This is a genomic window from Treponema paraluiscuniculi Cuniculi A, from assembly GCF_000217655.1.
Taxonomy (GTDB): Bacteria; Spirochaetota; Spirochaetia; order Treponematales; family Treponemataceae; genus Treponema; species Treponema pallidum.
The window spans coordinates 935122-961204 of sequence record NC_015714.1 but is presented as its reverse complement, the minus strand read 5'-3'; the positions used below and the strand labels follow the sequence as shown (position 1 = coordinate 961204).

The following is a 26083-nucleotide window of genomic DNA, read 5'->3' as shown; positions in this document are numbered from 1 at the left end:
GGCGTGCGCATTTTTCGTTGGTCTCAGTTGCAGGAGGGTGCATGTATAGCGTGTGATCGGGGAGCAGCAATATCGGTGGGGGGGTTTGACGGTCCTCACCGGGGACATGCTTTTCTCTTCGATAAGGTGTTTGCCGCTGCGTGCGCTCCTGTGGCCGATCGGGCGCGGTGCACCGGGCTGATCACCTTTACTCATCCTCCCAGGAAGCACAAAACCTCTTCTTACGAGGGGGATCTGTCAACGCTGCGTTTGCGACTCCGTTATTTTCGTGCGCGCGGCTTTGATTTCGTCGTACTCATTGACTTTTCCAAGGATTTTGCTAGAATCCCGGGTGGTGTCTTCTTCAACACCCTGTTGCGTGCAGTGAGGGTGTGCTACCTCGCGGTTGGTGTCGACTTTCGGTGTGGACATGGGCTGGACACCGGGGTCCGTGAGCTGCGTCGGCTTGGTGATGCGCATAGCTTTGTCTGCGACGCGGTGGGTCACTACACTCTCGAGGGAGTTCGGGTGAGTTCGAGCGCAGTACGCCGTGCGGTGCGCTGCGCAGACTTTGAGAGCGCGCGGCGTCTGCTGGGGCGTGCGTTTTCGCTTGACGGGGAGGTAATTCCCTGGCAGCAGAGCGGGGGGTGTGCCCGCACGTTGTGCGCCGAGCGTGGGCGTGTGAGTCAGACGCTTCCACCTGAGGGCGAGTATGCGGTACGCCTTGTACAGGGGAGTGGGGTGGGTCTGCGTGCGCAGCTTAGTGTGGGTTCCTCTCTCGTGCAGCTGAGGCTCGGTACCGAGGCGCTGTCGCGTGGGCGGGAGGCGCTTGACTCTATCGAGTTCGAGTAGGAAAGGAGAAGGAGAATGGCACTGACAAAGGAACGTACTGCTTCGGTAGTGCAGCAGTACGGCTCAGGAGAAAAGGATACAGGATCTTCGAGTGTGCAGATCGCTCTTCTCACTGAGAGGATTAGGCAGTTGACTGACCACTGTAAAGTTCATCCGAAGGATAAAAGTAGCAACCGGGGGTTGCTCGTTCTGGTGGGGCGTCGTCGTCGCCTGTTGAGGTATTCCCGGCGCGTGAGTATGGGGGCGTATCGTTCGCTTGTCAAAAGCCTCGGTTTGAGGAAGTAGGGGCTTTGCATGGGGAAGCTTCGCAGTGCGTGCCGCCGAGGGGTTGTGCATAGGACGGTTGTCCGTTCTGCTTTCTTTGTCTAGCTTCGCAGGTGGCTGTGCCAGGGCTTGGTGCGGCCTGCGATACATTCTGTTCTTAGGAAACGTATGAAACACAGCATAACCGGCACTATTGGGGACCACCCCCTTCTCCTTGAAAGTGGGTATCTGGCGCGGCAAGCGAACGGGTCCGTGTATTTACAGTGTGAAGGTACGGCGATTCTCGCGACCGTATGCTCCTCTGCTCAGCGACAGGAAGGGCTCGACTATGTCCCGCTCACTGTTGACTTCAACGAAAAGTATTATGCGGTGGGAAAGATGCCTGGCGGCTTCATCAAGCGTGAAGGCCGTCCGAAAGACAGAGAGATTCTCATTTCGCGCCTCATTGATCGTCCGATGCGGCCGCTCTTTGAAAAGGAGTTTGGACGTGATATACACGTTGTCCCTACGTGCATATCGTCGGATATGGTCCATCCTCATGACGTCTTGGCTATTGTTGCCAGTTCAGCTGCCGTTACTCTTTCGGATATCCCCTTCCATGGACCGGTTGCTGCAGTCCGCGTTGCATATCTGAACGGTTCCTATGTTATTAATCCTACCTTTTCTCAGATTGATGCCGCCAGTATGGAGGTTGTCGTTGCAGGCACTAGGCAGGGCATTACCATGGTGGAAGGTGGTGCGCGAGAGGTGTCTGAGGACCTCATGCTCGGCGCGCTCGAACAGGCACAAGAGCATATTAAAGCCCTTTGCGATATGCAGGAGCGTCTGCGTGGACTGTGTGGCAAGGAGAAACAGACGGTTATTCCTTCTTCTGCGCAGCTTGTAGGTCGCGATCGTATTTATGAGCTCGCCTATCCGCGTCTTGCGCAGGCTTTGTATGCACAGGGGAAGGGTGAGCGGCGCAGTGCCTGCGACGCGGTGAAGCGTGATGTTGCACAGCAGTATGCTGCTCAGCTTGAGAACGATGTGCAGCGCAGGTTGTTCGACGCGTTGTTCCACGAGATGGAGTATGAGATACTACGGCTGAACATTCTTGACAGGGGTTTGCGCATCGATGGCCGTGCCATTGATGCCATTCGACCCATCGCCTGTGAGGTCGGGGTGTTGCCGCGTCCGCATGGGTCTGCGGTGTTTACCCGGGGGGAGACTCAATCGCTCGCGGTGGTCACGCTCGGTACTATGTCGGACGGGCAAGTGTACGACGACATCGAAGGGGATAGACGGGAGAATTTTATCCTTCACTATAATTTTCCTCCTTTTTCAGTGGGGGAAGTAGGGAGAATGGGGGTTGGTCGGAGGGAGATTGGGCACGGGTGTCTAGCGCATCGTTCCCTCTCGGCAGTCATTCCGGATCCAGAACAGTTTCCTTACACCGTGCGTGTGGTTTCAGAAATTTTGGAGTCGAATGGATCTTCCTCCATGGCGACTGTGTGCTCAGGGACGCTTTCTCTTCTCCATGCAGGGGTCCCAATCAAAAAGCCTGTTGCGGGGATCGCGATGGGGCTCATCACCGATGGCGTGCGATATGCGATTCTTTCGGATATTTTGGGTGAGGAGGACCATCTCGGTGATATGGATTTCAAGGTAGCGGGTACGTGTGACGGCATTACCGGTTTTCAGATGGATGTGAAGGTAGAGGCGGTGTCTGCGTCTCTGATGAAGGAGGCTTTGGAGCAAGCTCGTGTAGGTAGGCTCCATATTCTTTCTGTCATGAATCAGACAATCAGCGCACCGAGCGTGCACATTTCTCGCTATGCGCCGCATATTGAGAGTTTTGAAATAGCGGTTGAAAAAATCGGCGCGCTCATCGGTCCTGGGGGGAAAACCGTTAAGTCGCTTTCTGACCAGTATCGGGTGACTATCAACACTGATAGTGACGGTACCGTAACCGTCTCCGGAAGGGATGCGCAGTCCGTTTTCGACGCAAAGGTCGCCGTGGTGGGCCTTACTGAAGATCCTCGGGTAGGGAGGGTGTATCAGGGTGTAGTGAAACGAATCGTAGAGTTCGGTGCTTTTGTGGAGATCTTTCCAGGGAAGGAAGGACTCTGCCACGTTTCAAAGCTGTCGCGCAGCCGCGTGTCCAAAGTCAGCGATGTGCTGCAAGAGGGTCAGCGGATATGTGTGAAGTTGATTGATATCGACAGGATGGGTCGTTTGAATCTTTCCTATATCGATGCTCTTGAGGGGAAGTCTGGAGGTCTGGACACGACGAAATGATCCGTGTGCGAGCTGTCGTGTATCCGGGAGCTTCTTTTCCCGAGTACCAGACGTTAGGCTCAAGTGGAGCCGATTTGCGGGCCTTTCTTCCCGGAGGACCGCTTGAGGTTCATCCCCTGGGCCGGGTTCTCGTCCCCACGGGTGTTTGTGTGGAGCTTCCTGTGGGGTTGGAGATGCAAATTCGTCCCCGCTCTGGGTTAGCACTCGAATACGGAGTGACGGTTTTAAATTCCCCGGGAACGATAGACGCTGACTACCGGGGGGAAATACGCGTGTTGCTTGTCAACCTTGGGCTGGCTGCTTTCGTAGTCTCCCATGGAGATCGTATCGCGCAGGCGGTGATTTCTTCTGTGCTCCGTGTTGAATATGTGCGCTCCGGTAGTATCTCGCTGACTGAACGGGGAAAAGGAGGGTACGGATCCACAGGGGTTCTGTAGTTACCTAGATGTGGAGAAGAGTGCTTTTTGTGTACGTGTGCGAGGTAGTGTTCAAACACATCCTGGTGGGCGTGCTGTGCTTTTTCTTGGTTTTTTTTGTGAACAACGTACTGCTTTTTGCGCAGACATTACTTACCAAGCACGTGAGCGCTGCGGACGTGGTGCGGCTGTTGCTGTATTCCATTCCCGCTGCGTTGATTTACGTTACTCCTTTTGCCGTGTTGGTCGGTTCCCTCTTGGGGTTGGGGCGGCTGCGTAACAACCTTGAACTGCTTGCGCTGCAAGTGCTGGGCGTTTCGCCGCGGTTTTTGATATTCCCTCTTTTGTCGATTGGTTTGTGCAGTGCGCTTTTTGTATTTGTTTTTAGCGACGTGGTGGTACCTGCAAGCTTTATACGATTAAGGCAGGTGTATTGGCGCGTACTCAGTTCCGTGCCATCCTTGGGATTTGAATCTCACACAACTAGAAAACACAATGGGGTTATACTGTCGGTTGGTGAAGTATTTCACTCCGTTATGTATCAACTTTTAATTGTCGACAAAAGCGATTCCCGTAGTTTGAAGGTTGTGAGTAGTAGAAAGTCCGTACTCGAATCGAGCGCAGATCAAACTGTACCGTTTACGATACGAATGCATGATCCTTGTATGCTCATTGTATATCGCACCCGCCCCCGTATTTGCGATCTCATTTACGGTGGAAGAGCTGAATATCACGTGCATACGCAGCAAACACAACCAGAGTATTTTATGGGATTGGGGCCGGGTGGCTTTTCGACCCGTAGTTTATACCGGGAGATACAGGAAAAAATAAAGGCAAAGGAAAACCCGAGACATATCGCGACGTACCAATTGGAATTCCAAAAAAAATTTTCTCACCCGATAAGCGTAGTGCTTTTTATTTTTTTGTCTTTTGGTTTGAGTACACTTAGCAATATTTCTTCCCAGGGGAAAGGATTTGTAGGAGGGCTTATTGTTGTACTAGGGTATTGGATTATCTCTATCGGAGGACAAGAACTTGCGTTGAGGCTTAGTATTGTTCCTTCCCTTGCACTGTGGATTCCAAACGCCGCATTGTTTTTTACTGCATTGATTTTGTCAATGAGAAAATCTGCAGTATGAAAATACTGCAGGTGTATATGTTGGACATGTTCTTACCAATTTTTTTTCTAGTGCTCGTGTGTGCGAGTATGATTCTCGATGCTATTGATATTCTGGTTAATCTTACGCAGTTTATTTCGAATGGGTATCGTTTTTCTTCTTTGGTGAAGATATGGTATGTATCTATCCCACATTATGTACTGCTGTGCTGTCCTTTGTCTGTGCTTTTTGCTGCAACGTATACTGTGCGAATCTTGTATGTCCAAAATGAATTTCTTGCCATCCATTTCGGTGGGTTATCTTTTTTTAGTATCGTAGGCCCGTGGTTTGGTTTTATGTGTTTCTTAGCAATTGGAATATTTGCATTTGACAATAGTGTGGTAGTTGTTTCTCAGTCAAAAAAGGATGAAATCATTGCACGTACTGTGAGCTATGCTCAGGGGAATAGTGAAAATGACGTTGTTGCTTCTTCTTTTGATGGTAAGATAATCTCCATTGCGGGTGCGTATCACAGAGGACAAAAGGTGCTCGTTGATATGTTAGTTATTATGAAAAATAGTAACGGTACTATTCAGAAGCTTATCGAAGCACACACTGCACATTGGCAGAAAGACAGGTGGGTTCTTATAAAACCGGTTGTATATACTATCACTCATGAAATGAAACTTATGGTTTCTGAATATCTTGATTCTTTCGAGTTGAGAGAACCGCTTGAATTATTTGATCATCAGGATTTTTTAACAAAAGGTATGTCCATCCAGAAAATAAAAGAGACGCTTCATACGTTAAAATATGCGTCAAAGCCTCATAGAGAGTTGTCAATCCGATTCTACAAGAAATTTTATTTTCCTCTTACGATGTGCATTATGCTCTGTTTGTCCTTTTTGACAGGTTCTTTTCTAAAAAAGAGATCGCTCATCATGTACATCTTTTGTAGTGTAGTCCTTGCAAGCGCATACTATGTTGTTGAAATGACGAGTATCGTCTGTGCGAGGGAAGAATATTTTTCTCCATTTTGGGGAGTGTTTTTTCCCGTCTTGACGTTTTTGTTTTTGATCTTTTACGTGTGGTGTGCTGGATTCATGCAGGAAAGACAGTATCGTGCATCTTCGCTCAGACAGTCCGTCTGTCTTTAAAATAGAGAGATATAGAATGGAACGGAGGGGAAATGGGGTGAAAGGGAGCAGTCTTTTCGTGCACTACTGTAGCGTGCATGTAGCAATCCTTTTCTTAGGGAGGGGTGTCCCCATGTTTGCTAAGGAAACGGGAACGCAGCACGTGCAAGAACAGGGGCGTCATATAGATATCACTGATGAGAAAACGGTTCTTCTAAAGAAAAGGATGAATACCATCAAGTATGGATTAGTTTCTGATATTATCTCCTTGATAGAAGAGTTAAAGAAAGAAAATAACGCCTCATTAAACGAAACGTTGTGTATGTTGTGCGGACGCACAAAAAGTTCTGAATTAAAGGCGTTGTTGTTTGATTTTTTCTTGTTTCAGAAAAATGATTGTGCGCAGTCTGTTGCGGTGGATGTATTGCAACAGGTAACGGAACATAATCCGATGGTAGTTAAGTCAGCGATACGATACATCTCAGGTCTTGAGGCGAGAGAGTTGACTCCTTTATTAAGGGAAGTGTTGAGCAGTGAAGTGTCTCAGTATGCTGATGAATGCATTGTCGCACTTGGAAACATGGGGAGTACGGAAGATTCCGAATTTTTAGTGAGGTATTATGAGAATATTCATTTCGATGACGATAAAAAGACGTTGATCAGGAAACAAAACGTTATGGCAGCTCTTGAGCAGTTGCATGCTGAGCATGCTTTTGATTTTTTTAAACTGGTGGTAATGAGCTCGGAGGAAAATAGTGTCGTTCGAGCTTCTGCTGCTGTAGGACTGGCAGGTATTGGACGTTCCGATGCGGTGGAAATATTATCCGTGTTATCTGAGGAGTCAGATCCTATTCTGAGAATAGCCTCGATTAAAGGAGCAGGTTTGCTCGATACAGATGAAGCGCGTAATATTGTCATTGAAGGTTTTAGGGATATACATTACAGAGCAAGACTAGAGGCATTAGCAGTTGCAGAACGGGTGTTGTGTGCGTCGTATTTCCCGTATGTTTTGTACCGGGCACAGTCTGATCCCGTTGATGCGGTGTTACATAAGGCTGTTGATCTTGTTGCTAAATATAATCTTGGGGAAGGAAATGATTGGCTACGTGATGTCCTCCTGGATGAGAAAAAAAGCGACACACTGCGTGCACGTGTTGCTGCAGCAGGGATGCAATATACCATCAGTGCTTTGTATCAGCATATCGAGAAGGTAATGCTTGATGTTGTTCTCAACGATACGAAAAAACAGTTGAGGTACGCCCTGGGGAAAGCATTTGCAAAGACACGTACTGAGTTGGGACAGACAATAGCAGCTGCTTACCTCGCATCAAAGGATGTGTTAACCGTGGGTATTGGACTTGATATGTATCAAACAAATCAGTATTTAGCTCTTTCTGAGCACATAGAAAAAATAGCGGGGGATAATAAGTTTGGAGCTCTACAAGTAAAGGCAAGGCAAATTTTAGCACGTCAAAAAAAAGAATCGTGAGGATGTGTTTTCTATAAAAATCTGTGTATTAACTGCAGTGGTGTGTCTGCTGTCTTGAATTCTTTTTTGACGGTGAATATGGAAGTACTTCGTGTAACCAGTTTAACGAAACATTATGGCTCCAAGCGCCATCCGGTACGTGGGTGTGAAGACGTAACCTTTTGTGTTGAAAGGGGACAGGTGTGTGGGATATTGGGGTTGAACGGTGCAGGGAAAAGCACTGTACTTCGCGTGATTGGTGGGTTGATTCATCCGTCTTCGGGGGAAGTGTATGCGTGTCATTGTTCTTTATCACGCTACCCGGTAGGGTATCGGCGTCATATTGGTGTTCTGCATGAGCAGAATCCGCTATACGCAGATATGACGGTTGAGCAACATATTCTTTTTGTTGCCCGCATATTTCAACTTGCCGATGGGGAGGCGCGCACCGCTGAAATGATAGAATTATTCCAGTTGCAGTCTGTTGCACACAGACGTGTGCGCAATCTTTCTAAAGGATATAAACAGAGGGTTGGGCTTGCGCAGGCATTGGTGCACCGTCCCAAACTCCTTGTCTTAGATGAGCCTCTTTCTGGTTTGGATATTGTATATCTGAAGGAATTCCATAAAGAGATTGTTGCGCAAAACAATAATCTTGCTGTGGTGTTTTCTACGCACGCGGTGCAGGAGATCGAAGCGTTGTGCGACGTGTTTGTCTTATTGCATGCAGGACATGTTCTTTTCTCAGGAAATAGAGCGCAAATAGCAGCGCACATCGTGCGAGAATTTCCTGAGAAAAAGCAAACAGTAGCATTGCACCTTGAAACAGGAACCTTTATCGCTTTTGTATTTGAGCAGTATATGCAATGGCAGAGTGCACAGGATGCTGCGTGCTATGCAGTGTAAACAATTTTTTACTTTGTATAAAAAGGAGCTGCGTTCTCTACTCATTTCACCGGTAACTTACGTGTGTCACGTACTACTGCACCTTGGTCTGACCATACCGTTCATTGGAGTAAATTTTTGGTTAAATGCGGGGATATCTGAGCTTCAAAGTTTTTTTCTTAATGCACCACTTCTTTTCTGCATTATCATACCGCTGCTGACAATGCATGTATGGTCTCATGAGCGAAAGTCAGGAACCGATACACTGCTTTTTTCTTTTCCGATTGCAGAACGAACGATTGTTTTGACAAAGTATCTATCGCTGCTTTCAGTGTACGGTGGGATGATTGTTGTCAGTACTGCTATCCCTCTTTCTATTTTTTCTCTGGGATATTTTGATTATGCACCCTGTGCTCTTGCATACGTGACGCTTGTTCTTTTTGGTGCAGCTCTTCTTTCGCTGTCTTGTGCGGTAGCCAGCTACGTTTCTTACGCTGCAGTGGGTTTTGTTTTGAACTTTACGCTTGCGGTGATGGCATTGCTGGTGCATATTCCCGCACGAGTGTTCATATCACACAGATATATAAGGGCATGTGTTTCGTGGGTTTCTTTCGTATATCATTTTGAATCTGCCGCTCGTGGCATATTCGATTTAAGCGATTTCGCGTTCTATATTTTTGTAGCGATAGCGGGTATCGAGTTGCAGTGTTTGATTGTAAGGGTTCGTTTTAGGTGAGCAGAAAACATCATATACCCTGTACCGTGATGATTCTGAATATAATGATGAGCGTGTTTGTGACGTTCTGTACACCTGTCCGGTGTGATTTAACAGCACAGAGAGCATATTCCCTTTCGGCACACACCATTAAGCTTTTTGAGAGTGTCGAAAGTACTGTGGAAATAACGTGGTTTTATTCCACCGATGTAGATAGGTACATTCCTACCGTCATATATGTGAGAGATTTGCTTAAAGAGTACGCTCATCAGCTGAGTAAGCAGTGTGCAGTAGCGATGAAGGATATTAATCTCCTTTCTCAGTCTTTGAGGAAAGAACTTGGATTTGTTGCTCGGCGCGTTACGTATACGCGTAACACTGCCAGCATAGCGTACGATGCGTATTCTGCAATACTTGTTGAATATCGTGGTATGGCTCGTGCCGTACCCTTTGTGTCTGACACCAAAAGGCTGGAGTATGACATCGCGCGTTTGATCATCCAGATGCAGCAGGAAATGAGTGCAGATATGATGTCCCGTGGGATATATGTTCTTGCTCCACCAGAAAGTTTAAGTACCACATATGCCCATGTATTACCGCGTTTGCAATCTGAAGGATTGCTCCCAGAGATTCTCTCTATTTCTTTGCCTCAGCTAGATACCCGTATTCCACTTTTGATTTTAGGTTCTGGCTACGTGGATGAACACGCCGTAACCTTACTTGATGCTTTTTTGCAGAAGGGAGGAAACGCATTGTGCTTTGTATCAGGAAATAACGTGCAACTCAATGATCAATGGACTGTTGAGGAAAAGCGCCATGATTTTCTTATTAATCTCCTGAGCACGTACGGAATTACTATTAACTCAGATCTCATTCTCGACGAGCAAAGTTTTGCTGTATCGTTACCTTCAGTTTACGAAACTCAATACGATAGAGTGTCTTATCCGTTCTGGCCAGTTGTTACTTTGAAACCGTATACGCACGGAGTACCTGTAATGGTACAAGCGGGAATTCAGTTCCTTCGATTATTTTGGCCCTCGTCAATACGAGTTTCTTTTCCTGCCCGTGTATTTGAGTCTACGAGTAATCATTCTCTGTGTATGACTGCGCCTTTTAATATTGATCCTTCTGTTGATCACCTGAAAGATCTTGCAAAAGGTAAAATGCCCGCGCCCCAGGCATTTGTTGCATTTCGTGATTACCCTGGAAAGCTCATGGTAGTGTCCGATGAGTACATGGTCAGTGCAATTGTGGAACATACGCACAACGGAGAAAATCTTGATTTCATGATAAACTGTATTCAGTGGCTGTGTGGTAACGATGGTTTACTTATGCTGAAAAGCAAGAATCCCGCGTGGCTTCCATTGAAATCTTTCCGTGATGAACAAAAGTTCGCACGCATTGTGCACCGTGCGCGCTATCTGAATATCGTAGCTATCCCTGTGCTTATAGGAATGCTGTTTGTGGTGATGCAGATTCTTTATCGGAGAAAACGGTGAGGGTTATGCGATCTGTGGATTCGCGTAGCAGCGTAACACGGTGGGTATGTTTAACCTCAGTGATTTTGTTTTGCTTTTGTATTGCGGTGATGAGGTATGGGGGAGTAAAAAAGAGGCGTTACTTTTATGGATTTTGTCTCCACCCTAGAGAACGGGCGGATATAACGGAAGTCATTCTCCGTTTTCCAAGGGAGGAACGTAATGCATCTCGTGAACTGCGCTGGGTGAAAAAGGATAGGCAATGGTTTATACAACTGGCGCATGCGATACATCCTGCAAAACAGGAAGTATTAGAACGGTTATTTCAATATCTTTTTACTAAAAGACGTTTTGAATTTATTACAAATAATACTCGTTTTTTCTCAGACTATGCTCTCGGAAAACAACCTGCAGTGCAGATGAAGTTTACAAAAAAAAATGGCGCTGCTATAGGCGACATATACTTTGGTGCGTTGAATGGTACAGGACTTGGGCGTTATATTCGAATTGGAGATAACGCAGCTGTTTTTTTGACAGAGGATGATTTTACCCCTTTTTTCAGAGATGAAAAGCGGTTTTGGTGTGATACGCGGCAGTTCCATGAACTCTTCACACAATCGCAGATACAAATGATGGAAGTTTCAGGGAAATACATCGTGAGGAGTCGGACGTCTGTAGTGTTTAAAGAGGTCGAGCAGTTTTTCGCACGTTTCTCTTATGTTGATGTTGGACCTACACCGACTCAATGGAAAGAATCAATTGTCATTCACCGGGGAGACGGAAAGATTATACGGTTTCGTCTTCAGCCTGCTGCTCACCGGGAGTGGACTCTGTGGGATGCACAGAGCGCGCACGCATACACCCTGAGCGCTTACACCGCACGGTACCTGTTTGCTCTCATTTCCCGCATGCAGACAGAAACTGGTATGAGCTCCTTGCAGCAATTTGACACCGAAGAAAACCTTATCTCTGACTAGGATTGAGGATGCTCAGTCCTGTAGCGTGTCCCATACGTCGTTGAACTTTGTATGTATTTTCTGAAATACACGTGCCAAAATGGGGTCAAAGCTTTTTCCAGACTGTTCTAAAATCATGTGTGTAGTTTGCTCATGAGAAAATCCCTTTTTGTAAGAGCGTTCCATACGCAATGCATCATATACATCGGCGATGCTCGTAATACGTGCAGAAAGCGGTATCATCTCTCCTTCCAATTTGAAGGGGTATCCTGTACCGTCCCAGCGCTCGTGATGACTGAGCGCTATTTCCTTCGCCATAGGGTCAGGGTAAGAAGAAAGAATGAGCGCACCGTTGATAGTATGCTCCTTCATGAGCTCCCACTCTAATTCGTTTAATCCACCACGTTTTTTCAAAACGTAGTCGGGAATACCAATTTTCCCCACGTCGTGCATAGCTGCAAGAAAGGCGATATTCTCTACGAAGTCCGTATCGACTTGGGGGTATAAGTTGATGTCATACAGGTATTCTGCAATGAATCTGCAATAGTGATTAACGCGCTCGCAGTGCAACCCTGTTTCATTGTCTTTAAGCTTTGACGCTTGTAGCAAACTACTCAGCATATTACTGATCTGCTGCGAGTACATATCTGAAATGTCTTCGAAAAGAACGATATATCCAGAAGGTTGGGCGTCGCTGATGGAAAGCGGGATAAAACTTGTGCGCGTGTATAGCGTTCTTTTTGCACGAATTCTATGGGCCATCGTGCCTCTCCAGGTAAATCCTTTAGAGTGAGATCGGACACAAGAGAAAAAGTCTTCAAGTTCCTTACGGCTGAGGATATTCCCAAACACATTAAAGAACGGCTTTCTCTCCAGATGGTAATAACCTCTAAAAAGAGAATTCGCTTCGACGCTGATATATTCAATCAGCAGATTGCTGTCTAAAAAGAGCATGGGCAGTTTTGCACTTCCGATAAGATCAAGTCCTGAGCCGAGAATGGGGTTTTGTTCACGTATAAAATTGTAATCCTCTCTGATTGGATTGGCATTTTCTCGTATAGGTGCATCACCTTCTTCAGATTGAAGTTCTTCGATATCATTAATGTCAGAACAGATATCTGAATTGCCCATAGTATTAGCTTCCTTTTGCGTAAGTTCGTGTTGTGTACTGCGGCGCTCCGCGCTCCCCCGGAGTGGCGGCGCTGTGATTGAGCACTTTTACCAAAGCAAGGAGTGTCTTTGCTCCTTCATGAGCGTCAGTTTCTACGTACATGAAAGGAACCGTGTTGTCCTGGCTTTCCATTACACTTTTAAAAAGTGCTGTTCCCGTGCCGCACACCAGGCATGGAACCCGTGTGTCCACTTTTTTTACAATTTCTTGTGCGTGGTTGTGAGAGTCTTCAAAGAGCGGCTCTCCTGACTTAAAGCAGTTCCAAAAAAAACGACCACGTTTTGCATCTAGTATGGACAACACCCGTCCTGTGAACGCGCGGAACGGATGTGCCGCAAGGCGCAGCGTAGGCACGGCAATAAAACGGGCTCCGACACCCAGCTGTAGGGCTCTTGCAACTGCAAAACCGGTACGCAAGCCGGTAAATGAACCAGGCCCCCGAGGACAGGCAACGATTTGTGTTTCCTGTACAGGAAATCCTGCGCGTTTTACGACAACGTCAAGCGCACGCACGAGCTGTTGCTGTATGCAACAATGCGCACCTTCGATGCTCACAACAGCGGTGCCTTGTGCTCCTTCAGCTGCAACGTTGAGGGCATGCGCAACGGTGTTGATGGCAAGTATATTCATACACCCCGCCCTCTTTGCCTTTTTGCAAGACAGGAAGCACTCTGCGCTACGCTACGGTAATCTCTCGGTTACCATCTGCGAGCACACGCAACGAGATGGTAACAGTGTATTCCGGCAGTTCTGACGCGACCCGTTCTCCCCATTCAATGACACAGACTCCCGTGCCGTATACGCACTCCTGCGCACCGATATCAAAGAAGTCTTCCAGGGAAGCGAGCCGGTACACGTCCATATGATAGAGCGTCAGCCTGCCGTGGTAGACTGCCAGCAGTGTGAAGGTAGGACTCGTAATCTCCTCTTGGATACCGAGTCCCAGAGCGAGTCCCTTTACAAAACAGGTTTTCCCTGCCGCTAACGCCCCCTGCAAGACTACTACGGAACCTTCCTCAAGCAGCCTTCCGACTACCGTGCCCCACCGCGCAGTATCCTGCGCTGAGCGACTGACGCACCTCACCGCGGCGAGTCTACCGTTTTTAAAAAAACTGGACAAGATCTAACGCGGCAACTGATTCTTCTCGATCAACAGTCTCACTACACGCTTGAGTGCTTGTACAAGCGGTAAGAGCGGATAATCAATTGCATCAACTAATTTTACCTGCACGCTCTTTTCCCCAACGGGAGTGGTCTCTACCGAAAACTCAACCCTTCCTGAATGAATTCGACCGAAGAGAGAGTAACATGCGACAGCAGAAAACTCCTCCCGGTAGTAGAGATACGTATCCTTTCGCGTAATGTGGTCGAGATTGCGAATCAGTCCGTCAAACTTCATTGTACACCCATGTCCATATGCAAGATACCGTCACTTAAATCCCGAACAACCGGTGCCAACTCGTACTCCGCAATATCACCGACAGCAACGCTGTCCCCTTCTTCCATTGCTTCTAGTAAGCCCTTAAGCAGGGGAGAAATCTCGCGCTGGTAATCGTGCAGGGCTTTTCCCTTAATTCTCAGGCCATGATCCAAATCAGCGATGTCCGAGAGAGTAAAGCAGTGATAAAGACTTTTCAAGAGAGCAGAAAAGTCACTGACCATAGCGTAGCTCTCTGCAAGATTACCGCTATGCATGTTTACTGCGATTTCTTGTAACGCAGCTGTGCGTGCAAGGAGAGTGGTACTAATCTCACGCAAGAGTGCACGCACGTCTCCCCCTGAAAGAGTGGTAAGATCAAGGGTGACGTCGGTATCCAAGGGTTGGCAAAAAAGTGTATCCAATTCATTAGCAGACAGTTCCCTGCCATTGACCGTCACCGCCGATACCGTTTGTTTTTCTTTTTTACACGCAGCTTCTATCGCGCCTAGAACCTCCCCAATAGTTTTTTCATGTTCAATGACATACTGCAGTGTATGTCCGTTAATCGTAATGTCCATTAAGACTCCCACTAATTCCTGTTGCGAACAGACTGGTTGAAGTTCTGAATTGCGTCAGACTGCTTTTGTAGAGAACGAAGCGCGCCATCCATGGTGTGATACTTGTGTCGCAGCTCCCGTTCCTTCTTTTCCAGTTGCTTGTCGTACGTTTCTACGCGTTTTTCTGTCGATTTAATACGCTCGTCAACGCCGTTTGACCGTATGGCAAAAATACCCGATCGTCCTAAATAAGGGTTGAGCAGTTCTGTTAGGGTGAATGCAACGCCATTGTCCACAAGGAGGTCACCATCTGAATCGTGCCCAAAAAGAGCACGCACCTGATCCTTTTGTGCGTTCAAACTGGAATGTAATTTTTCTTCATCAATTTCAAGATAACCGCGTAGCTGTGCCGTGTTAATGCCAGACGAAGCGTGCGCTTTTGTGGAAATGCCGATGTGTGCAAGTGTCCGCGATGCACCGTCATCGCCGGCGCGGTACGCATTGCTGGTATTGCGTCTCAGTCTGTCTTTCAGCATAAGAAGCGTGGAATCCCCGTGGAGGCTGCCGAGTTGTTCTGTCTCTTTCTTTTTCTCCTCGGGGGTAAGATACGCAAGCTCGTCGATAATGGCTGACTTGTTACTGGTGACAATGTTAATTTCTGCCATGAGTCGATTGTACTTAGCAACGAATTCTATAATAGCGTTCTTCATGGCGTTCACGTCGGGGGTGACAGAGAGCGTTTCGGTTTTTTCTGTACGTTCGTGCAGCGAAAGCGTAACGCCGGGGATAAGGTCGGTGATAGAATTAGTTCCGCGCGTAACGTGCACCCCATCGAAATCAAACGCTGCATCCTGTGCTTGAGAGGCAGGGTTCACGGGGACATAACCACCTGGTGCATCCTCGGCACGCACACGGATAGCGCGCAGTGTCAGTGCGCCTCGCGCCTGCGCGTTATCCAGTATGAGCGCGCGAACATCCCCGTACTCGCGCAAAGGAATGGATACCATCTGCGGTGCGTTCTGTGTAAGCACCAGCGGTGGTAAAGGAAGCGCGTGCCCCTGCAGAGACTCAAGTGCAAGCTTACCCGATCCTGCCAAGGCACCAGTTGAGCGTGTGTCATCCGCGTTGTCTGTGGACGACCCTGAACCTTCGTGGGTGGCCGTGCCCTGCAACTCTCCAGGTGCGCGCGGATTGTCTCCCTTGCCGTCGACAGCTGGGTATTTTTCCAAGCCGTCCGTGGTAGGCAGATCTCCCTGGGAAGCCTCGTTCTTTACTGTGACCCCCTCAAAGAACACTGAACTGGTTTCTTCCTGTACAGGAGCGCCGTTTGCCGGTTCAGTAGGGCGCACAGCAGCCGCTCCGTCCCGATTGTGTGCAGCGGACGCCGTATTTCCGTGGGAAGACGCGGGAGCGCCTCCCTGTGCGGGCGTGTGCGCACGCGACTCTTCGTTTGCAATAGATGCCCCTTCCAGAGACGCGACAAACTCCAGCGTAAGCCCTGCCTGCGCGCGCAGAGGGTGGGGAAAATCCAAACGCGCGTGTTTTCCAGGTCCAACACTGAGTACGTCCTGTGTAAAAACGTCAGAATGTGCTTCCTGCACGACGCGCAGGCGCAGTGCAAGGTCCAGCGCAGCGTCTTCAAAGGAAAGACGATTGCTCTTTCCCGTTAATTCTGAGCGAAACAGGAGCGCACGGCTCGCACCGCTCGTTTTTATCTCTGAGAGGGTGAGTGAGTCTTTGCCCTGCTTGTTGACGGCACGTATAAAATCACGATAGTGCCCGCCTTTCCACGACACGCATATTTTTTTTTCTCCAATACAGAACGTATACGTCCCGCTGGGAACGCGAAAATCCGCAGGGAGGGGGTCTGAGAGAAACGCATCCCCTTGTGCGATGTCTTTGACGCGCAGTGTATGATTCTGCTCGGCAGCGTCTCGAGTAGCATCGACGGTGAACGCACGCTCGTTGCTAGAATGAGCTTCCTTCTCTGCGAAAGGGTTGTTGAAGGAATAGAGTCCTTTGACGGCGTCACGCAAATCGCGCGCATACCGCTCCACGTCCTTGAGCGCGTTGTTCTGAACCTCGTAAACCTTTACCTTTGCCGCAGCGTTGTCCCGAGGAATGCGCTCCTTTTTCATAAGCGACTGGATGAGGTTATCGTACTTACCGGCCCCTACTCCGGGGATGCGGACATCAGACACAATGACTCCTCGAAAGCTGCGGAGAGTGGATCAAGACTCCAGCCGAGTTCCCTTCAAAAAAACTCCACGCGCGGCTTATCGGCTTACAGATACGCAAGCTTAACAAATACAAAGTACATTCCCAGCGTTTACGCCGTAATGGCAACCGCAGGGTGTGATGACAGAAAGATAAAGAGAAAAGAAAAGGTAAAGAGGTATGCGGCTCCTCTTTCCCTCATGGGCGTTCACAAGAGATGACATCCGAAACTCTCTAATGAAGACGCTGAACGTTTAAAAATATACCGTCGCGATATGCGCTTACTGCATCAAGCGGAGCACTGCCTGTGGCTGTGTATTTGCTTGAGCGAGCATTGCCATAGTCGACTGCTCGAGAATCTGGTTCTTCGTGTAATCGACCATCTGCTGCGCAAGGTCCGCGTCCCTGATGCGAGACTCGGCTGCCTGCAGATTTTCCGCCGCGATAGCGATTCCCTGATACGCGGTTTCAAATCGATTCTGGTAGGCACCCAAATCCGCACGTTGCTTGTTAATCTCCTTGAGTGCGTTATCAAGCGTACCGATGACCTTGTTCGCCCCGTCGACGGTCGCAATGCTGATGGAACGACTGCCGTCTGTCCCTTCATCGGAGAAAAAGCCCAGAGCACTTGCCGTCATGGTGTTAATGAATATTTTCTCATTCTGGTCCATGTTCGCACCGACGTGCAGCTGCATGGGCCCAAGGGCAGACTCGCGGGAGAAGCGGCCCGTGAGCAAGTTCATGCCGTTAAACTGGGCCTGGCTTGCGATTCGGTCTACCTCGTCGACAAGCTGTGAAACTTCCACCTGGATCTGCATGCGATCCTCGGCGGAGTAGATGCCGTTTGCCGCCTGGATTGCAAGCTCCCTCAGGCGCTGGACGATTTCAGTTGTCTCCGCCAAGTATCCTTCGGTAGCCTGAATGAAGGATATACCGTTTTGGATATTTTGCCCTGCCTGGTTGAGGCCGCGGATTTGGCTGCGCATTTTTTCTGAGACAGCCAAACCAGAAGCATCATCTCCTGCACGGTTAATGCGGTATCCAGACGAAAGCTTTTCAATGTTCTTAGCAATTGCAAGTCCGTTGATGCCTCCCTGGCGTTGCGCGAACATCGCACTCATGTTGTGATTGATAATCATATGACCCTCCCTGAAGTCCTTCCACCTCTATTCCTTTGATCCATAGGGTGGAAAACCGTATGCACGGACGCAGGCGAGCACGCCGCACCCTGCACGCACCGCGCCACGGAAAACGGTTCTGAAGCTTTTTAGAAAAAGCCTCAGAACCGCCCACACGAAGGCCTGCAAGGGAGAAATCTTTTCAAAGATCATTCTAGAAGGGCACCACAGGGCAGCCCCTGTGGCCCAGTGTACTCCTCTTGCCCTTTTTGGACAAGAGCGCACGCGGCGTAGCCGGCTTACCGGAGAATTGAGAGAATCGACTGCGCGCTGGTGTTCGCCTGCGCAAGCATTGCAGTGCCAGACTGGGTGAGTACCTGATTCTTAGTGTATTCAACCATTTGCTTTGCGATGTTTGCATCCCTGATGCGAGACTCAGCTGCCTGCAGGTTCTCCGCAGCGATGTCAAGACCGACAACTGTGTACTCCATACGGTTCTGGTAGCCTCCGAGATCCGCACGCTGCTTGTTGATTCTCTTCAAAGCAGCATCGATGGTGCCGATGCTCTTGTTGGCCGAGTCTGCAGTCTCAATGGACATGATTGACTCATCCACGCCGTTTCGTACGCCCAGCGCCACCGCAGTCATAGTGCCGATGTACACGCGCATGCGCTGGTCCATGTTAGCGCCGATGTGAAACCACATGGAGCCACCGATGACGTTCTCACCTTCAGTGCGGGAGAAGCGGCCCGTGAGCAAGTTCATGCCGTTGAACTGGGCAGAACTAGCGATGCGGTCTACCTCTGCCACAAGCTGCGAAACTTCCACCTGGATCTGCATGCGGTCTTCAGCAGAGTAGATGCCGTTTGCCGCTTGAATTGCAAGCTCTCGGATACGCTGCATGATGTCGGTGGTTTCTTGCAGATAGGCTTCGGTAACCTGAATGAAGTTCACACCGTTTGAGGCATTGGTGGATGCCTGGTTGAGGCCGCGGATTTGGCTGCGCATTTTTTCTGAGACAGCCAAACCAGAAGCGTCATCCCCTGCGCGGTTGATGCGGTAGCCGGATGAAAGCTTCTCGATGCCCTTTCCAACCTGGACATTGGTGTGCCCGAGTGTGCGTTGCGCGAACATCGCACTCATGTTGTGATTGATAATCATGCATTCCTCCGTGGAATCTCTGACATTCCTGCAAGACGTCCGTGCCCTGCAGGGGCCCGTGCACCGCACGAGAGCAGAAACGGGCCGATCCTATTTTCGGAAAAACGGAAAAGGACTTGAGGTTTTTTTCGCCTTTTTTGTTACGTTCCTTGGTAGGTACGTCCGGGTGTGCGTTGGCTATGCAGGTTGACCGGCTATCGTTATGGGTATGCGGTATGCGGCGGCTACCGTAGGCAGGGTGGCAGGTGTAGCGCCCAGCTCCATGCACAGTACACGCGTGCATCACACTGCGTCCTGCGCATCGCATGGGAGGTAAACGGTGCAGATTATGAGCTTTTCCGCCTTTGGATATGAAGGCGAGGTCATAAAGGTGGAAGTGGATCTTCGGAGGGGACTGCCGGTAGTGGATATTGTGGGACTGCCAGGGTCTGCGGTTAAAGAAGCGAAGGAGCGGATCCGCGCTGCTATCCGCAATGCAGCGCTTCCCTTTCCTCAGGAGCGCATTCTCATCAATCTGAGCCCTGCAGATCTGAAAAAGGAAGGGAGTGCGTTTGACCTGCCCATCGCATTGGCAGTGCTCCGCGCCCAGGTGCACGCGAGCTCTGCAGAGGAAACGCCGGAACTGACAGGTGGTGCGCGCGGATGCGCACGCGAGGTTCGCCGTGTGATGGTACTCGGAGAGCTTGAGCTTTCAGGACGTATCCGGCCAGTGCGTGGCACGCTTGCAGCAGTTTCCGCAGGATTAAGCGCGCACATTTACGATTACATCGTGCCAAAGGAAAATGAGGCAGAAGCGCGTATCACGCCTGGAGTGCGCGTTTTTGCCGTGCAAGAACTTCGTGCAGCTCTTGTTGCCTGCCAGCAGCTGGCTGTAGAACCGCAGGATGCGCCGCATGAGCAGTTCGCTCCTGGGTGGGGTCAGTCAAACTCAGTTCTCTTGTGGGAGGGGAAGCAGGTTTCTGTGGAAGACACCGCGCATCGCGTGCACCTTCCGGCAGATACAGGTGCGTCTATGCACCAGGACGCGGGTATGGACGCAGGGGCAATTATGGCGTTGTTCCCAAAGCGGTGTCCGGGTGCGGTGGGAGAGACAGGCGCGCGCCCTGAGGGGACGGCGCCGGGTGTATCGCCATTTCCATTTTCGGTTGGCAGGTCCACGGGAGACGCATCTGATTCTGCCGGGGGAACAGGGCAGGAACGCCCGGTGCAGCACTGGCCACACGCTGCGTTAGGGCTTACCGGTGGGTTTGAAGACGTGCGGGGACAGAGAAAACTGATCCGGGCACTACAGATTGCAGCTGCTGGAGGACATCATCTTATTGCGTACGGGGCGCCTGGGTGTGGCAAGACGCTTTCGTTGAGTAGGTTTGCGCTTCTTCTGCCAGACTTGGATGCACGTACGGCACTTGAGGTGACAAGAGTACACAGTATTGCAGGCCTCCTCCCAAAGGGTGCTGAGCAGGACCCGCTCATGCGGCGTCCGCCGTGTCGCACGCCGCACTCGAGTGCGAGCGCAGAAGGAATAATTGGGGGTGCAGGCACCTGTCTTCCGGGAGAAATTTCTCTTGCGCATGGGGGAGTGCTCTTCTTAGATGAGGCGACGCAATTTAAGCGTCCGGTATTAGAGACGCTGCGCACACCGCTTGAGACAGGGCAGATAACAGTCAGTCGCGCAGGAAAAAGCAGCACGTATCCTGCACGGTTTCAGTTGCTTTTGGCAGTCAATCCGTGTGCATGTGGGAATTTTGGGGTGCAGCACAAGGTATGCACCTGTGCGCCTCAGGCGGTGGAGCGGTATTGGCGCAAGCTGACTGCGCCTCTTTTAGATCGCGTTGATTTGCGGGTGGAGGTGCTGCCGCCTGCTTCGCATACGCTGCTGTCCGAACCGGCATGCTGTACCGCGCGCTTGCGCAAGACGGTTGCGTGCGCACTTGAAGCGCAGTGGGAACGGCAGGGGAGCTGTCTATGTGCGCCGATTAACGGGCGGTCATCAACGGTGGAAGATTGGATTCGATACCGGAATGCGCGTCTTTCTCCTGAGAATGTGCAGCGTTGGTGTATGTTGACAGATGATGCTGCGCGGGAGTTCCATCGTGCAGTAGGAAAGGAGCAGCTGTCGGGGCGCGGAGGACATGCGGTATTAAAAATAGCGCGTACAATTGCAGATATAGAAGGTGCTGCGCGCTTACAGGTGGCGCACGTGCAAGAGGCCGTAGCCCTTCGTACGTGGAGCGCGCTTTTGCCCCATTCTCTGACGTAATCGGGGCACTGGTAGGGGCGCAGCGTATGGGAAAGGGAAGGGACTTGTGCGCGAGCGTTGCACGGAGCGGATGCGGTGAGGTAGTCTAGTGGTACGGATGAGGCGGAGAAGAGCTCGTTCAAGCGGTGGCGCGTGCGGATGTGCTGCGGTGCGCGGTGCGCGCAGCTTTCTATCAGTTCGGGTTCTGGGGATGCGTATTGGGATATCTGCCTTGTGTCTTGCCCCGCTTTTTGCGCGGACAGCTTCTTTGGGCGCGTGGTCTTCGCAAGGGGGTGAAGTTCGCGCACGAGTGCCGGCGCACCGCAGGGTGCGGCGTGCCGTGTCTGGAAAGTCCGTGCTCCTTTCTTCTGCAACGACGCCGGCTATTGCAATGATAGCACAGACATCCAGGAGTCCGAGGGGAGTGAATCGTCGTGCCTTCTCGCTGAGGACAGGCGGCAGATATGAAATGCTCGGCTTGGCATTTACCGCTTTAGCAGACGATGCAAGTTTTTTTGAGGCGAATGCAGCAGGGAGTGCCGCGTTCCCCTATCTCCTGGTGGGAGGGTTTCACTTTGCCCGGGTTAATCAATTGCACACAGATACGATTGCACTTGTGCACAGCATAGGACGGACCGGCTACGGTTTTTCTGCGAGTGTTCAGTACCCCCACCCGCCAACGGGGGAAAAGACAGTAGGCGGCGTTGCCATTTTCAATGTGGCGCACCGTTTTTTGTCTGCCTATCGTTTTAAAGGCATCAGTGTGGGAACCAACGTGAAAGTTGGCTACCGCGATTCTTCAGCCGGCGGGGGGGGTAAGAAGCACGTGGTGGCGACCGCAGACATCGGTCTGCAGGGGACGTGGTCGGTGGCCAAGAATTTTGGTTCCCATGAGCCGAATCTGTGGGTGGGCGGTACCGTCAAAAACGTTGGACTTTCAGTTGAGGTGGACGCATCCAGCAGCGGTTCTAGCGTGGGTGGCGGCAGGACGGTGCACGCTACAAACTCGAGTTTTATTCTCGCATGTGCGTATCAACCGATACGGTGGTTTCTCTTTGGCACGGGGATTGAGTGGAAGTACAACGTGCAAGAATTTGCAGGCAACAATAGATTCAGATACGGCGTGGCGTTCCTGCTCCTGCCGGTGCAGTACGTTGCATTTGGCTCAAATGTGTTTCTCACCGGGCTCGCCCCAGATATCCGTGCAAGTGCAGGAGTAGAATTCAAAAGTACGTGGGTGCGTGTGGATCTCACATACACCTATGAAAGTTCAGGGAAGAATCAGCATGCCATTTCCTGCGGAATTGCAGGATTTTTTAATCGAGACCGACGCAAGCACTTGGAAAAGGAAGTATACACTTCATACCTGCGGGGGCTGCGTCACTATGATGCGCAGCACTATGAGGAAGCAATTGCCGAATGGCGCCGCACCCTGCAGCGTGCCGGTAGCTTTGAGCCGGCGCGAGAAGGTATCGAGCGTGCAACGAAGCTTTTGCAATTAAACCGGCAGGTTTACGATTTTCATTTTCTTCACTGAACTCTGCTTTATCGGGAAAGACACCCTCGGCGGTTGCGCCCGGCGAGGTGTGTTCTTTATACGGGGCGTGCGCCGTGCGGTTCAAAAACAAGTGGCACGCCGCTAGGGACTCCGCCGCCTGTGGCGCTGCAGGCGAAATGCTCAACGCCTGGAATAAATGTTCCGATACCGCCCGTTATGGACGTGATTACGTACACGGGTGCGGACTTAGTTCCGGATCATGCGCGGGGATGTGAGCCGTTCAGCGCGTGTCCGAGCCCTGCAGAAGTGCGCCGCGCAGTTCTTTCAAGTAGTGCGTTTTCCGATAGTGGGGGTGTGCGCGCTCGTACGCGTAACCGTCTTGTTCCCCGTTTTCCTCTTGAGAAAGAGATAATTTCGTTTCATGAAAGTCCTGATACCCTCGATATTCCTGAGTCAGGCAGCGGAGTCAGTGGGAGACCCGGAGGAGGACGGGGCTTACGCGCGCGCTACGCAAAATGGAGCACACGTGCAGAAGCGCGTTTGATACGCGCGCAGGCGCTCAACGCTTCGGGGTTGCTCAGCAGTATTTCAAACCGTTCTGTTCGGGTGAGCCGCAGGCGGGGTATAGGGGGGATGCGTTTTTTCCGGAGAGAAAAGAGTGCACGCACGCCGCTTGCGCGCACCGCGGTGCCTCGTTTTTCTTTTCCTTCCTTTTCGGTGCCTGTACGTTCTTTGCAGGATGCTTCTTCTGTGCCGTTGTGTGCGTCGTTGGCTTGCGCGCTGCTTTTTGTGCTCATGGTGCTGTGTATCCCGTGGGCGGTGCACGTTACCGGTGGCAGAAGGCTTGCGCTGGTGCGTTTTGAAACAGACAGCACGTTGGCGCATGCGCTGCGTCGTGGGGTTTTTCGTGCAGAGGAGGTAGAAACGCGCGAGGACGGCGCGAACGCTGCCGCGCTCGCAGAGGCGTTGGATACGCAGCTTGCGACGGTGAGCTACCGCACGTACACCGTACGTAAGGGAGATACTATTAGTGCCATTGCGCTGCGCGCAGGACTCAAGCATATGGGGACGCTGCTGTCGGTGAACGGAATTTCAAACGCGCGCAGACTATCGGTAGGGGATCAAATTACTATTCCGTCCATGGATGGACTCATGCACACGGTACAAAAGGGACAGTCGCTTAGTGCAATTGCCAGTCTCTTTCGTTTGCCCCTGAATACGTTGCTGGATGCGAATGATTTGGTCAGTCGTGCATTAACAGTTGGACAGCGTTTGTTTATTCCGGGTGCAAAATTATCTGCTTTTGATTTGAGGAAGGTGTTGGGGGAGTTATTCATGTATCCAATTCGCGGGCGGCGCACCTCTGGGTTTGGGTACCGCTCAGATCCCTTTTCAGGCAAAAGGAGCTTTCACAATGGGATTGACCTAGCCGCACCCTATGGGACGCAGGTGAAAGCAACGCTCGATGGGAAAGTGGCAGAAATTGGATATAGCAGAATTTACGGGAATTACCTGATCATCGTGCACGGCGGTGGATACCAAACCATGTATGGACATTTAAGTTCGGTGATGGTAGGGCGTGGGGCGCGGGTAGTCCAGGGGACGACCATTGGGCGCGTGGGGGCTAGCGGTCGGGCAACTGGTCCACATTTGCATTTTTCAGTATTTAAGAACGGGTCGGTGGTAAATCCGTTAAAAGTTTTGACAAAATAAGGGGTTATGTGCGGCGCTTGAGTGCTTCCTGTGCGTGTACCCTTTCCGTGTGGAGCGGTCATAGTTTTTGCAGCAGGGTATGGAAAAGCGTTAAGACCCGATCGAGATCTTCGGCGGTGGTGTGTGGACCAAAAGAGAAACGCAGCACGCCGCGCGTTGCGCGGGATTCTACCCCGAGTGCACGCAGAAGGCGTGTTGAAACGCCACCTTTCTTTGTCGAGCAGGCAGAACCGGTGGAGATGCACACGCCTGCGTCTGAGAATGCACGTACTAATGCCTCGCCGCTGGCGTCTTGTACCGCACAGCAGACGATGTAGGGAGAGAAGTGCGCTTCGTCTTCTTTGCGCGTTGCAGGGACTAGTTGCACCCGCGGTAAATTGCTGAGTGCACGCACAAAGGCGCACGTACGCGCCCGGACACTGCGTAACCCTGCAGGAGCTGTGGGCTCCGTATGCGGTGTAGGGCCTTCCGGAGTGGTATGTAGAGCACGGAAGAAGGCGCCTTCGCGCACGCAAGCGGCGAGCGCGAGCGCACCTGCAAGGTTCTCAGTTCCCGGGCGGCGCTCTTTTTCCTGTCCGCCTCCCAGGACAAAGGGGGTAAATGAACGGTGTGCGCACAGTAGCCCAATACCCCGTGGTGCGCCTATTTTGTGGCCACTGATTGCTACCGAGTAGGTAAGCGCGCGTTGTGCGGTGGGTGCGGGGTAGCCCGGTGGTGTCTGTGGCGCGTTGTTTTCCTGTGCATGTTCCTCTATGCGCGGAAGGTCCATATACAGATTGAGCGGTATTTTCCCAAAGGCCTGTGCGGCGTCTACGTGGAGCTGGATAGAGCGTCCGCGTGTGCCTGTGTGTGCAAGCACGTGCGCAATAGCAGGGAGCGGCTGGATGGCGCCGGTTTCACTATGCACGGCGCTCACGCACACTAGCGTGGTACGGGGACTGAGCGTTGCACGTACAGCCTCAGGGGTAATGAAACCGCGGGCATTGACGGGGATGTGGCGTACGGATACCTGCAACCGCTCAAGCCGGGGCAAAAGTGCAGTGACCGACGCGTGCTCTAGCATACTGACGCTGATTTCTGCGTGAGGAAGACGAGTAAGGACAGAAAGGAGGGCAAGTTGATTTGCTTCGCTCCCGCCTGAAGTGAATATAAGGCGTTCTGGATTGATGCCTAAGCTCTGGGCACACGTGTGTCGTGCTCGTTCGAGCGCATCGCGCGCATCGTTTCCCAGGCAATGCACAGCAGAAGGGTTGGCAAAGAGAGTACAGGCCTGTTGCGTTTCGCGTAGGATAAGCCGGGTTTCGGGTATAGCAGCTGCAGCCCAATCCAAATAGAGGTTCATGGTGCGTACGATGCCTGAAAAGTGGGTGTGGCTCAAGGAAGGATCGGGGCATTAGCTATCTCCTTGACGTGTGAAGTACGGATGGGGTAGGCTGGTCGCCTCAGGGCGGCGCGGATGGGCGCGCA

Annotated in this window: 24 protein-coding genes; 14 read left to right on the top strand and 10 right to left on the bottom strand. The window is 51.0% G+C overall.

The genetic code is table 11. The annotated features are described in order from the left end of the window. Positions 1 to 3 precede the first annotated feature (3 nt). From TPCCA_RS04355 to TPCCA_RS04305, 11 genes are all read left to right on the top strand, one after another. Positions 4 to 831 carry an FAD synthetase family protein gene (locus TPCCA_RS04355; protein WP_013945463.1) on the top strand — a complete coding sequence of 276 codons (828 nt, stop codon included), beginning with the start codon at positions 4 to 6 and terminating at the stop codon, positions 829 to 831. A 15-nt stretch (positions 832 to 846) separates the two neighbouring features. Continuing rightward, positions 847 to 1116, top strand: a complete 270-nt coding sequence (gene rpsO, locus TPCCA_RS04350; RefSeq protein ID WP_010882330.1) for a 30S ribosomal protein S15 — start codon at positions 847 to 849, stop codon at positions 1114 to 1116. A 147-nt stretch (positions 1117 to 1263) separates the two neighbouring features. Continuing rightward, a complete protein-coding gene (gene pnp, locus TPCCA_RS04345) occupies positions 1264 to 3372 on the top strand; it encodes a polyribonucleotide nucleotidyltransferase (protein ID WP_013945462.1) in 2109 nt (702 codons plus the stop codon). Beyond that, positions 3369 to 3809: a dUTP diphosphatase gene (gene dut, locus TPCCA_RS04340; RefSeq protein WP_010882328.1), complete on the top strand. Its 441-nt coding sequence runs from the start codon at positions 3369 to 3371 to the stop codon at positions 3807 to 3809. Before pnp ends, dut begins: the two co-directional genes overlap by 4 nt. A gap of 20 nt (positions 3810 to 3829) precedes the next feature. Beyond that, a complete protein-coding gene (locus TPCCA_RS04335) occupies positions 3830 to 4927 on the top strand; it encodes an LptF/LptG family permease (protein WP_041610052.1) in 1098 nt (365 codons plus the stop codon). Then, positions 4924 to 6042, top strand: a complete 1119-nt coding sequence (locus TPCCA_RS04330) for an LptF/LptG family permease (RefSeq protein ID WP_013945460.1) — start codon at positions 4924 to 4926, stop codon at positions 6040 to 6042. The genes TPCCA_RS04335 and TPCCA_RS04330 overlap by 4 nt, the downstream gene beginning before the upstream one ends. A 16-nt stretch (positions 6043 to 6058) precedes the next feature. Next, positions 6059 to 7510 (top strand): HEAT repeat domain-containing protein, encoded by a 1452-nt coding sequence (locus TPCCA_RS04325; RefSeq protein WP_245522114.1) that lies wholly within the window; start codon positions 6059 to 6061, stop codon positions 7508 to 7510. A 78-nt stretch (positions 7511 to 7588) separates the two neighbouring features. Next, the gene (locus TPCCA_RS04320) at positions 7589 to 8395 is read left to right on the top strand and encodes an ABC transporter ATP-binding protein (protein ID WP_013945458.1); all 807 of its coding nucleotides are present in this window, start codon (positions 7589 to 7591) and stop codon (positions 8393 to 8395) included. Further along, positions 8373 to 9110, top strand: a complete 738-nt coding sequence (locus tag TPCCA_RS04315; RefSeq protein WP_245522113.1) for an ABC transporter permease — start codon at positions 8373 to 8375, stop codon at positions 9108 to 9110. Before TPCCA_RS04320 ends, TPCCA_RS04315 begins: the two co-directional genes overlap by 23 nt. Continuing rightward, positions 9107 to 10588: a GldG family protein gene (locus TPCCA_RS04310; protein WP_013945456.1), complete on the top strand. Its 1482-nt coding sequence runs from the start codon at positions 9107 to 9109 to the stop codon at positions 10586 to 10588. The genes TPCCA_RS04315 and TPCCA_RS04310 overlap by 4 nt, the downstream gene beginning before the upstream one ends. A gap of 5 nt (positions 10589 to 10593) precedes the next feature. After that, complete coding sequence (locus TPCCA_RS04305) at positions 10594 to 11544, top strand: DUF4340 domain-containing protein (protein ID WP_041610051.1); 951 nt, start codon at positions 10594 to 10596, stop codon at positions 11542 to 11544. Between the two features lie 12 nt (positions 11545 to 11556). Here TPCCA_RS04305 and TPCCA_RS04300 read toward each other — a convergent pair whose 3' ends face one another. The 9 genes from TPCCA_RS04300 to TPCCA_RS04260 form a co-directional block, all read right to left on the bottom strand. Then, the gene (locus tag TPCCA_RS04300) at positions 11557 to 12654 is read right to left on the bottom strand and encodes an HD-GYP domain-containing protein (RefSeq protein ID WP_013945454.1); all 1098 of its coding nucleotides are present in this window, start codon (positions 12652 to 12654) and stop codon (positions 11557 to 11559) included. Between the two features lie 4 nt (positions 12655 to 12658). Continuing rightward, the gene (gene tsaB, locus TPCCA_RS04295) at positions 12659 to 13324 is read right to left on the bottom strand and encodes a tRNA (adenosine(37)-N6)-threonylcarbamoyltransferase complex dimerization subunit type 1 TsaB (RefSeq protein WP_013945453.1); all 666 of its coding nucleotides are present in this window, start codon (positions 13322 to 13324) and stop codon (positions 12659 to 12661) included. Positions 13325 to 13370: 46 nt separating this feature from the next. Continuing rightward, entirely contained in the window at positions 13371 to 13778 is a 408-nt protein-coding gene (gene tsaE, locus TPCCA_RS04290) for a tRNA (adenosine(37)-N6)-threonylcarbamoyltransferase complex ATPase subunit type 1 TsaE (RefSeq protein ID WP_010882318.1), read from the bottom strand. Between the two features lie 39 nt (positions 13779 to 13817). After that, positions 13818 to 14093 (bottom strand): hypothetical protein, encoded by a 276-nt coding sequence (locus TPCCA_RS04285; protein WP_010882317.1) that lies wholly within the window; start codon positions 14091 to 14093, stop codon positions 13818 to 13820. Continuing rightward, positions 14090 to 14692: a hypothetical protein gene (locus TPCCA_RS04280; protein WP_013945452.1), complete on the bottom strand. Its 603-nt coding sequence runs from the start codon at positions 14690 to 14692 to the stop codon at positions 14090 to 14092. The genes TPCCA_RS04285 and TPCCA_RS04280 overlap by 4 nt, the downstream gene beginning before the upstream one ends. Before the next feature lie 11 nt (positions 14693 to 14703). Continuing rightward, positions 14704 to 16872, bottom strand: coding sequence for a flagellar filament capping protein FliD (gene fliD / locus TPCCA_RS04275; RefSeq protein WP_013945451.1), 2169 nt, complete (start codon positions 16870 to 16872; stop codon positions 14704 to 14706). A gap of 297 nt (positions 16873 to 17169) precedes the next feature. Then, the gene (locus TPCCA_RS04270) at positions 17170 to 18027 is read right to left on the bottom strand and encodes a flagellin N-terminal helical domain-containing protein (RefSeq protein ID WP_013945450.1); all 858 of its coding nucleotides are present in this window, start codon (positions 18025 to 18027) and stop codon (positions 17170 to 17172) included. Positions 18028 to 18054: 27 nt separating this feature from the next. Next, positions 18055 to 18291 (bottom strand): hypothetical protein, encoded by a 237-nt coding sequence (locus tag TPCCA_RS04265; RefSeq protein ID WP_010882312.1) that lies wholly within the window; start codon positions 18289 to 18291, stop codon positions 18055 to 18057. Between the two features lie 14 nt (positions 18292 to 18305). Further along, positions 18306 to 19166 (bottom strand): flagellin N-terminal helical domain-containing protein, encoded by an 861-nt coding sequence (locus tag TPCCA_RS04260; RefSeq protein ID WP_010882311.1) that lies wholly within the window; start codon positions 19164 to 19166, stop codon positions 18306 to 18308. A gap of 319 nt (positions 19167 to 19485) precedes the next feature. Here TPCCA_RS04260 and TPCCA_RS04250 point away from each other — a divergent pair, with 319 nt between their 5' ends. The 3 genes from TPCCA_RS04250 to TPCCA_RS04240 all read left to right on the top strand — a co-directional run bounded on the left by TPCCA_RS04250 (position 19486) and on the right by TPCCA_RS04240 (position 24616). Beyond that, complete coding sequence (locus tag TPCCA_RS04250; protein WP_455432117.1) at positions 19486 to 21426, top strand: YifB family Mg chelatase-like AAA ATPase; 1941 nt, start codon at positions 19486 to 19488, stop codon at positions 21424 to 21426. An 88-nt stretch (positions 21427 to 21514) separates the two neighbouring features. Further along, positions 21515 to 22942 carry a UPF0164 family protein gene (locus TPCCA_RS04245; protein WP_041610009.1) on the top strand — a complete coding sequence of 476 codons (1428 nt, stop codon included), beginning with the start codon at positions 21515 to 21517 and terminating at the stop codon, positions 22940 to 22942. 33 nt (positions 22943 to 22975) lie between these two features. Next, on the top strand, positions 22976 to 24616 hold the full coding sequence (locus TPCCA_RS04240) for a peptidoglycan DD-metalloendopeptidase family protein (RefSeq protein ID WP_013945446.1): 1641 nt from the start codon (positions 22976 to 22978) through the stop codon (positions 24614 to 24616). Between the two features lie 58 nt (positions 24617 to 24674). Here TPCCA_RS04240 and TPCCA_RS04235 read toward each other — a convergent pair whose 3' ends face one another. Beyond that, positions 24675 to 25958 carry a cysteine desulfurase family protein gene (locus TPCCA_RS04235; RefSeq protein ID WP_013945445.1) on the bottom strand — a complete coding sequence of 428 codons (1284 nt, stop codon included), beginning with the start codon at positions 25956 to 25958 and terminating at the stop codon, positions 24675 to 24677. Positions 25959 to 26083: the final 125 nt, after the last annotated feature.

Bases quoted from the DNA above. Each gene is read 5' to 3' on its own strand.
- rpsO (WP_010882330.1), top strand. From the start codon at position 847: ATGGCACTGACAAAGGAACGTACTGCTTCGGTAGTGCAGCAGTACGGC.
- pnp (WP_013945462.1), top strand. From the start codon at position 1,264: ATGAAACACAGCATAACCGGCACTATTGGGGACCACCCCCTTCTCCTT.
- dut (WP_010882328.1), top strand. From the start codon at position 3,369: ATGATCCGTGTGCGAGCTGTCGTGTATCCGGGAGCTTCTTTTCCCGAG.
- TPCCA_RS04330 (WP_013945460.1), top strand. From the start codon at position 4,924: ATGAAAATACTGCAGGTGTATATGTTGGACATGTTCTTACCAATTTTT.
- TPCCA_RS04325 (WP_245522114.1), top strand. From the start codon at position 6,059: ATGGAACGGAGGGGAAATGGGGTGAAAGGGAGCAGTCTTTTCGTGCAC.
- TPCCA_RS04320 (WP_013945458.1), top strand. From the start codon at position 7,589: ATGGAAGTACTTCGTGTAACCAGTTTAACGAAACATTATGGCTCCAAG.
- TPCCA_RS04315 (WP_245522113.1), top strand. From the start codon at position 8,373: ATGCTGCGTGCTATGCAGTGTAAACAATTTTTTACTTTGTATAAAAAG.
- TPCCA_RS04305 (WP_041610051.1), top strand. From the start codon at position 10,594: ATGCGATCTGTGGATTCGCGTAGCAGCGTAACACGGTGGGTATGTTTA.
- TPCCA_RS04300 (WP_013945454.1), bottom strand. From the start codon at position 12,654: ATGGGCAATTCAGATATCTGTTCTGACATTAATGATATCGAAGAACTT.
- tsaB (WP_013945453.1), bottom strand. From the start codon at position 13,324: ATGAATATACTTGCCATCAACACCGTTGCGCATGCCCTCAACGTTGCA.
- TPCCA_RS04285 (WP_010882317.1), bottom strand. From the start codon at position 14,093: ATGAAGTTTGACGGACTGATTCGCAATCTCGACCACATTACGCGAAAG.
- TPCCA_RS04280 (WP_013945452.1), bottom strand. From the start codon at position 14,692: ATGGACATTACGATTAACGGACATACACTGCAGTATGTCATTGAACAT.
- TPCCA_RS04270 (WP_013945450.1), bottom strand. From the start codon at position 18,027: ATGATTATCAATCACAACATGAGTGCGATGTTCGCGCAACGCCAGGGA.
- TPCCA_RS04260 (WP_010882311.1), bottom strand. From the start codon at position 19,166: ATGATTATCAATCACAACATGAGTGCGATGTTCGCGCAACGCACACTC.
- TPCCA_RS04235 (WP_013945445.1), bottom strand. From the start codon at position 25,958: ATGAACCTCTATTTGGATTGGGCTGCAGCTGCTATACCCGAAACCCGG.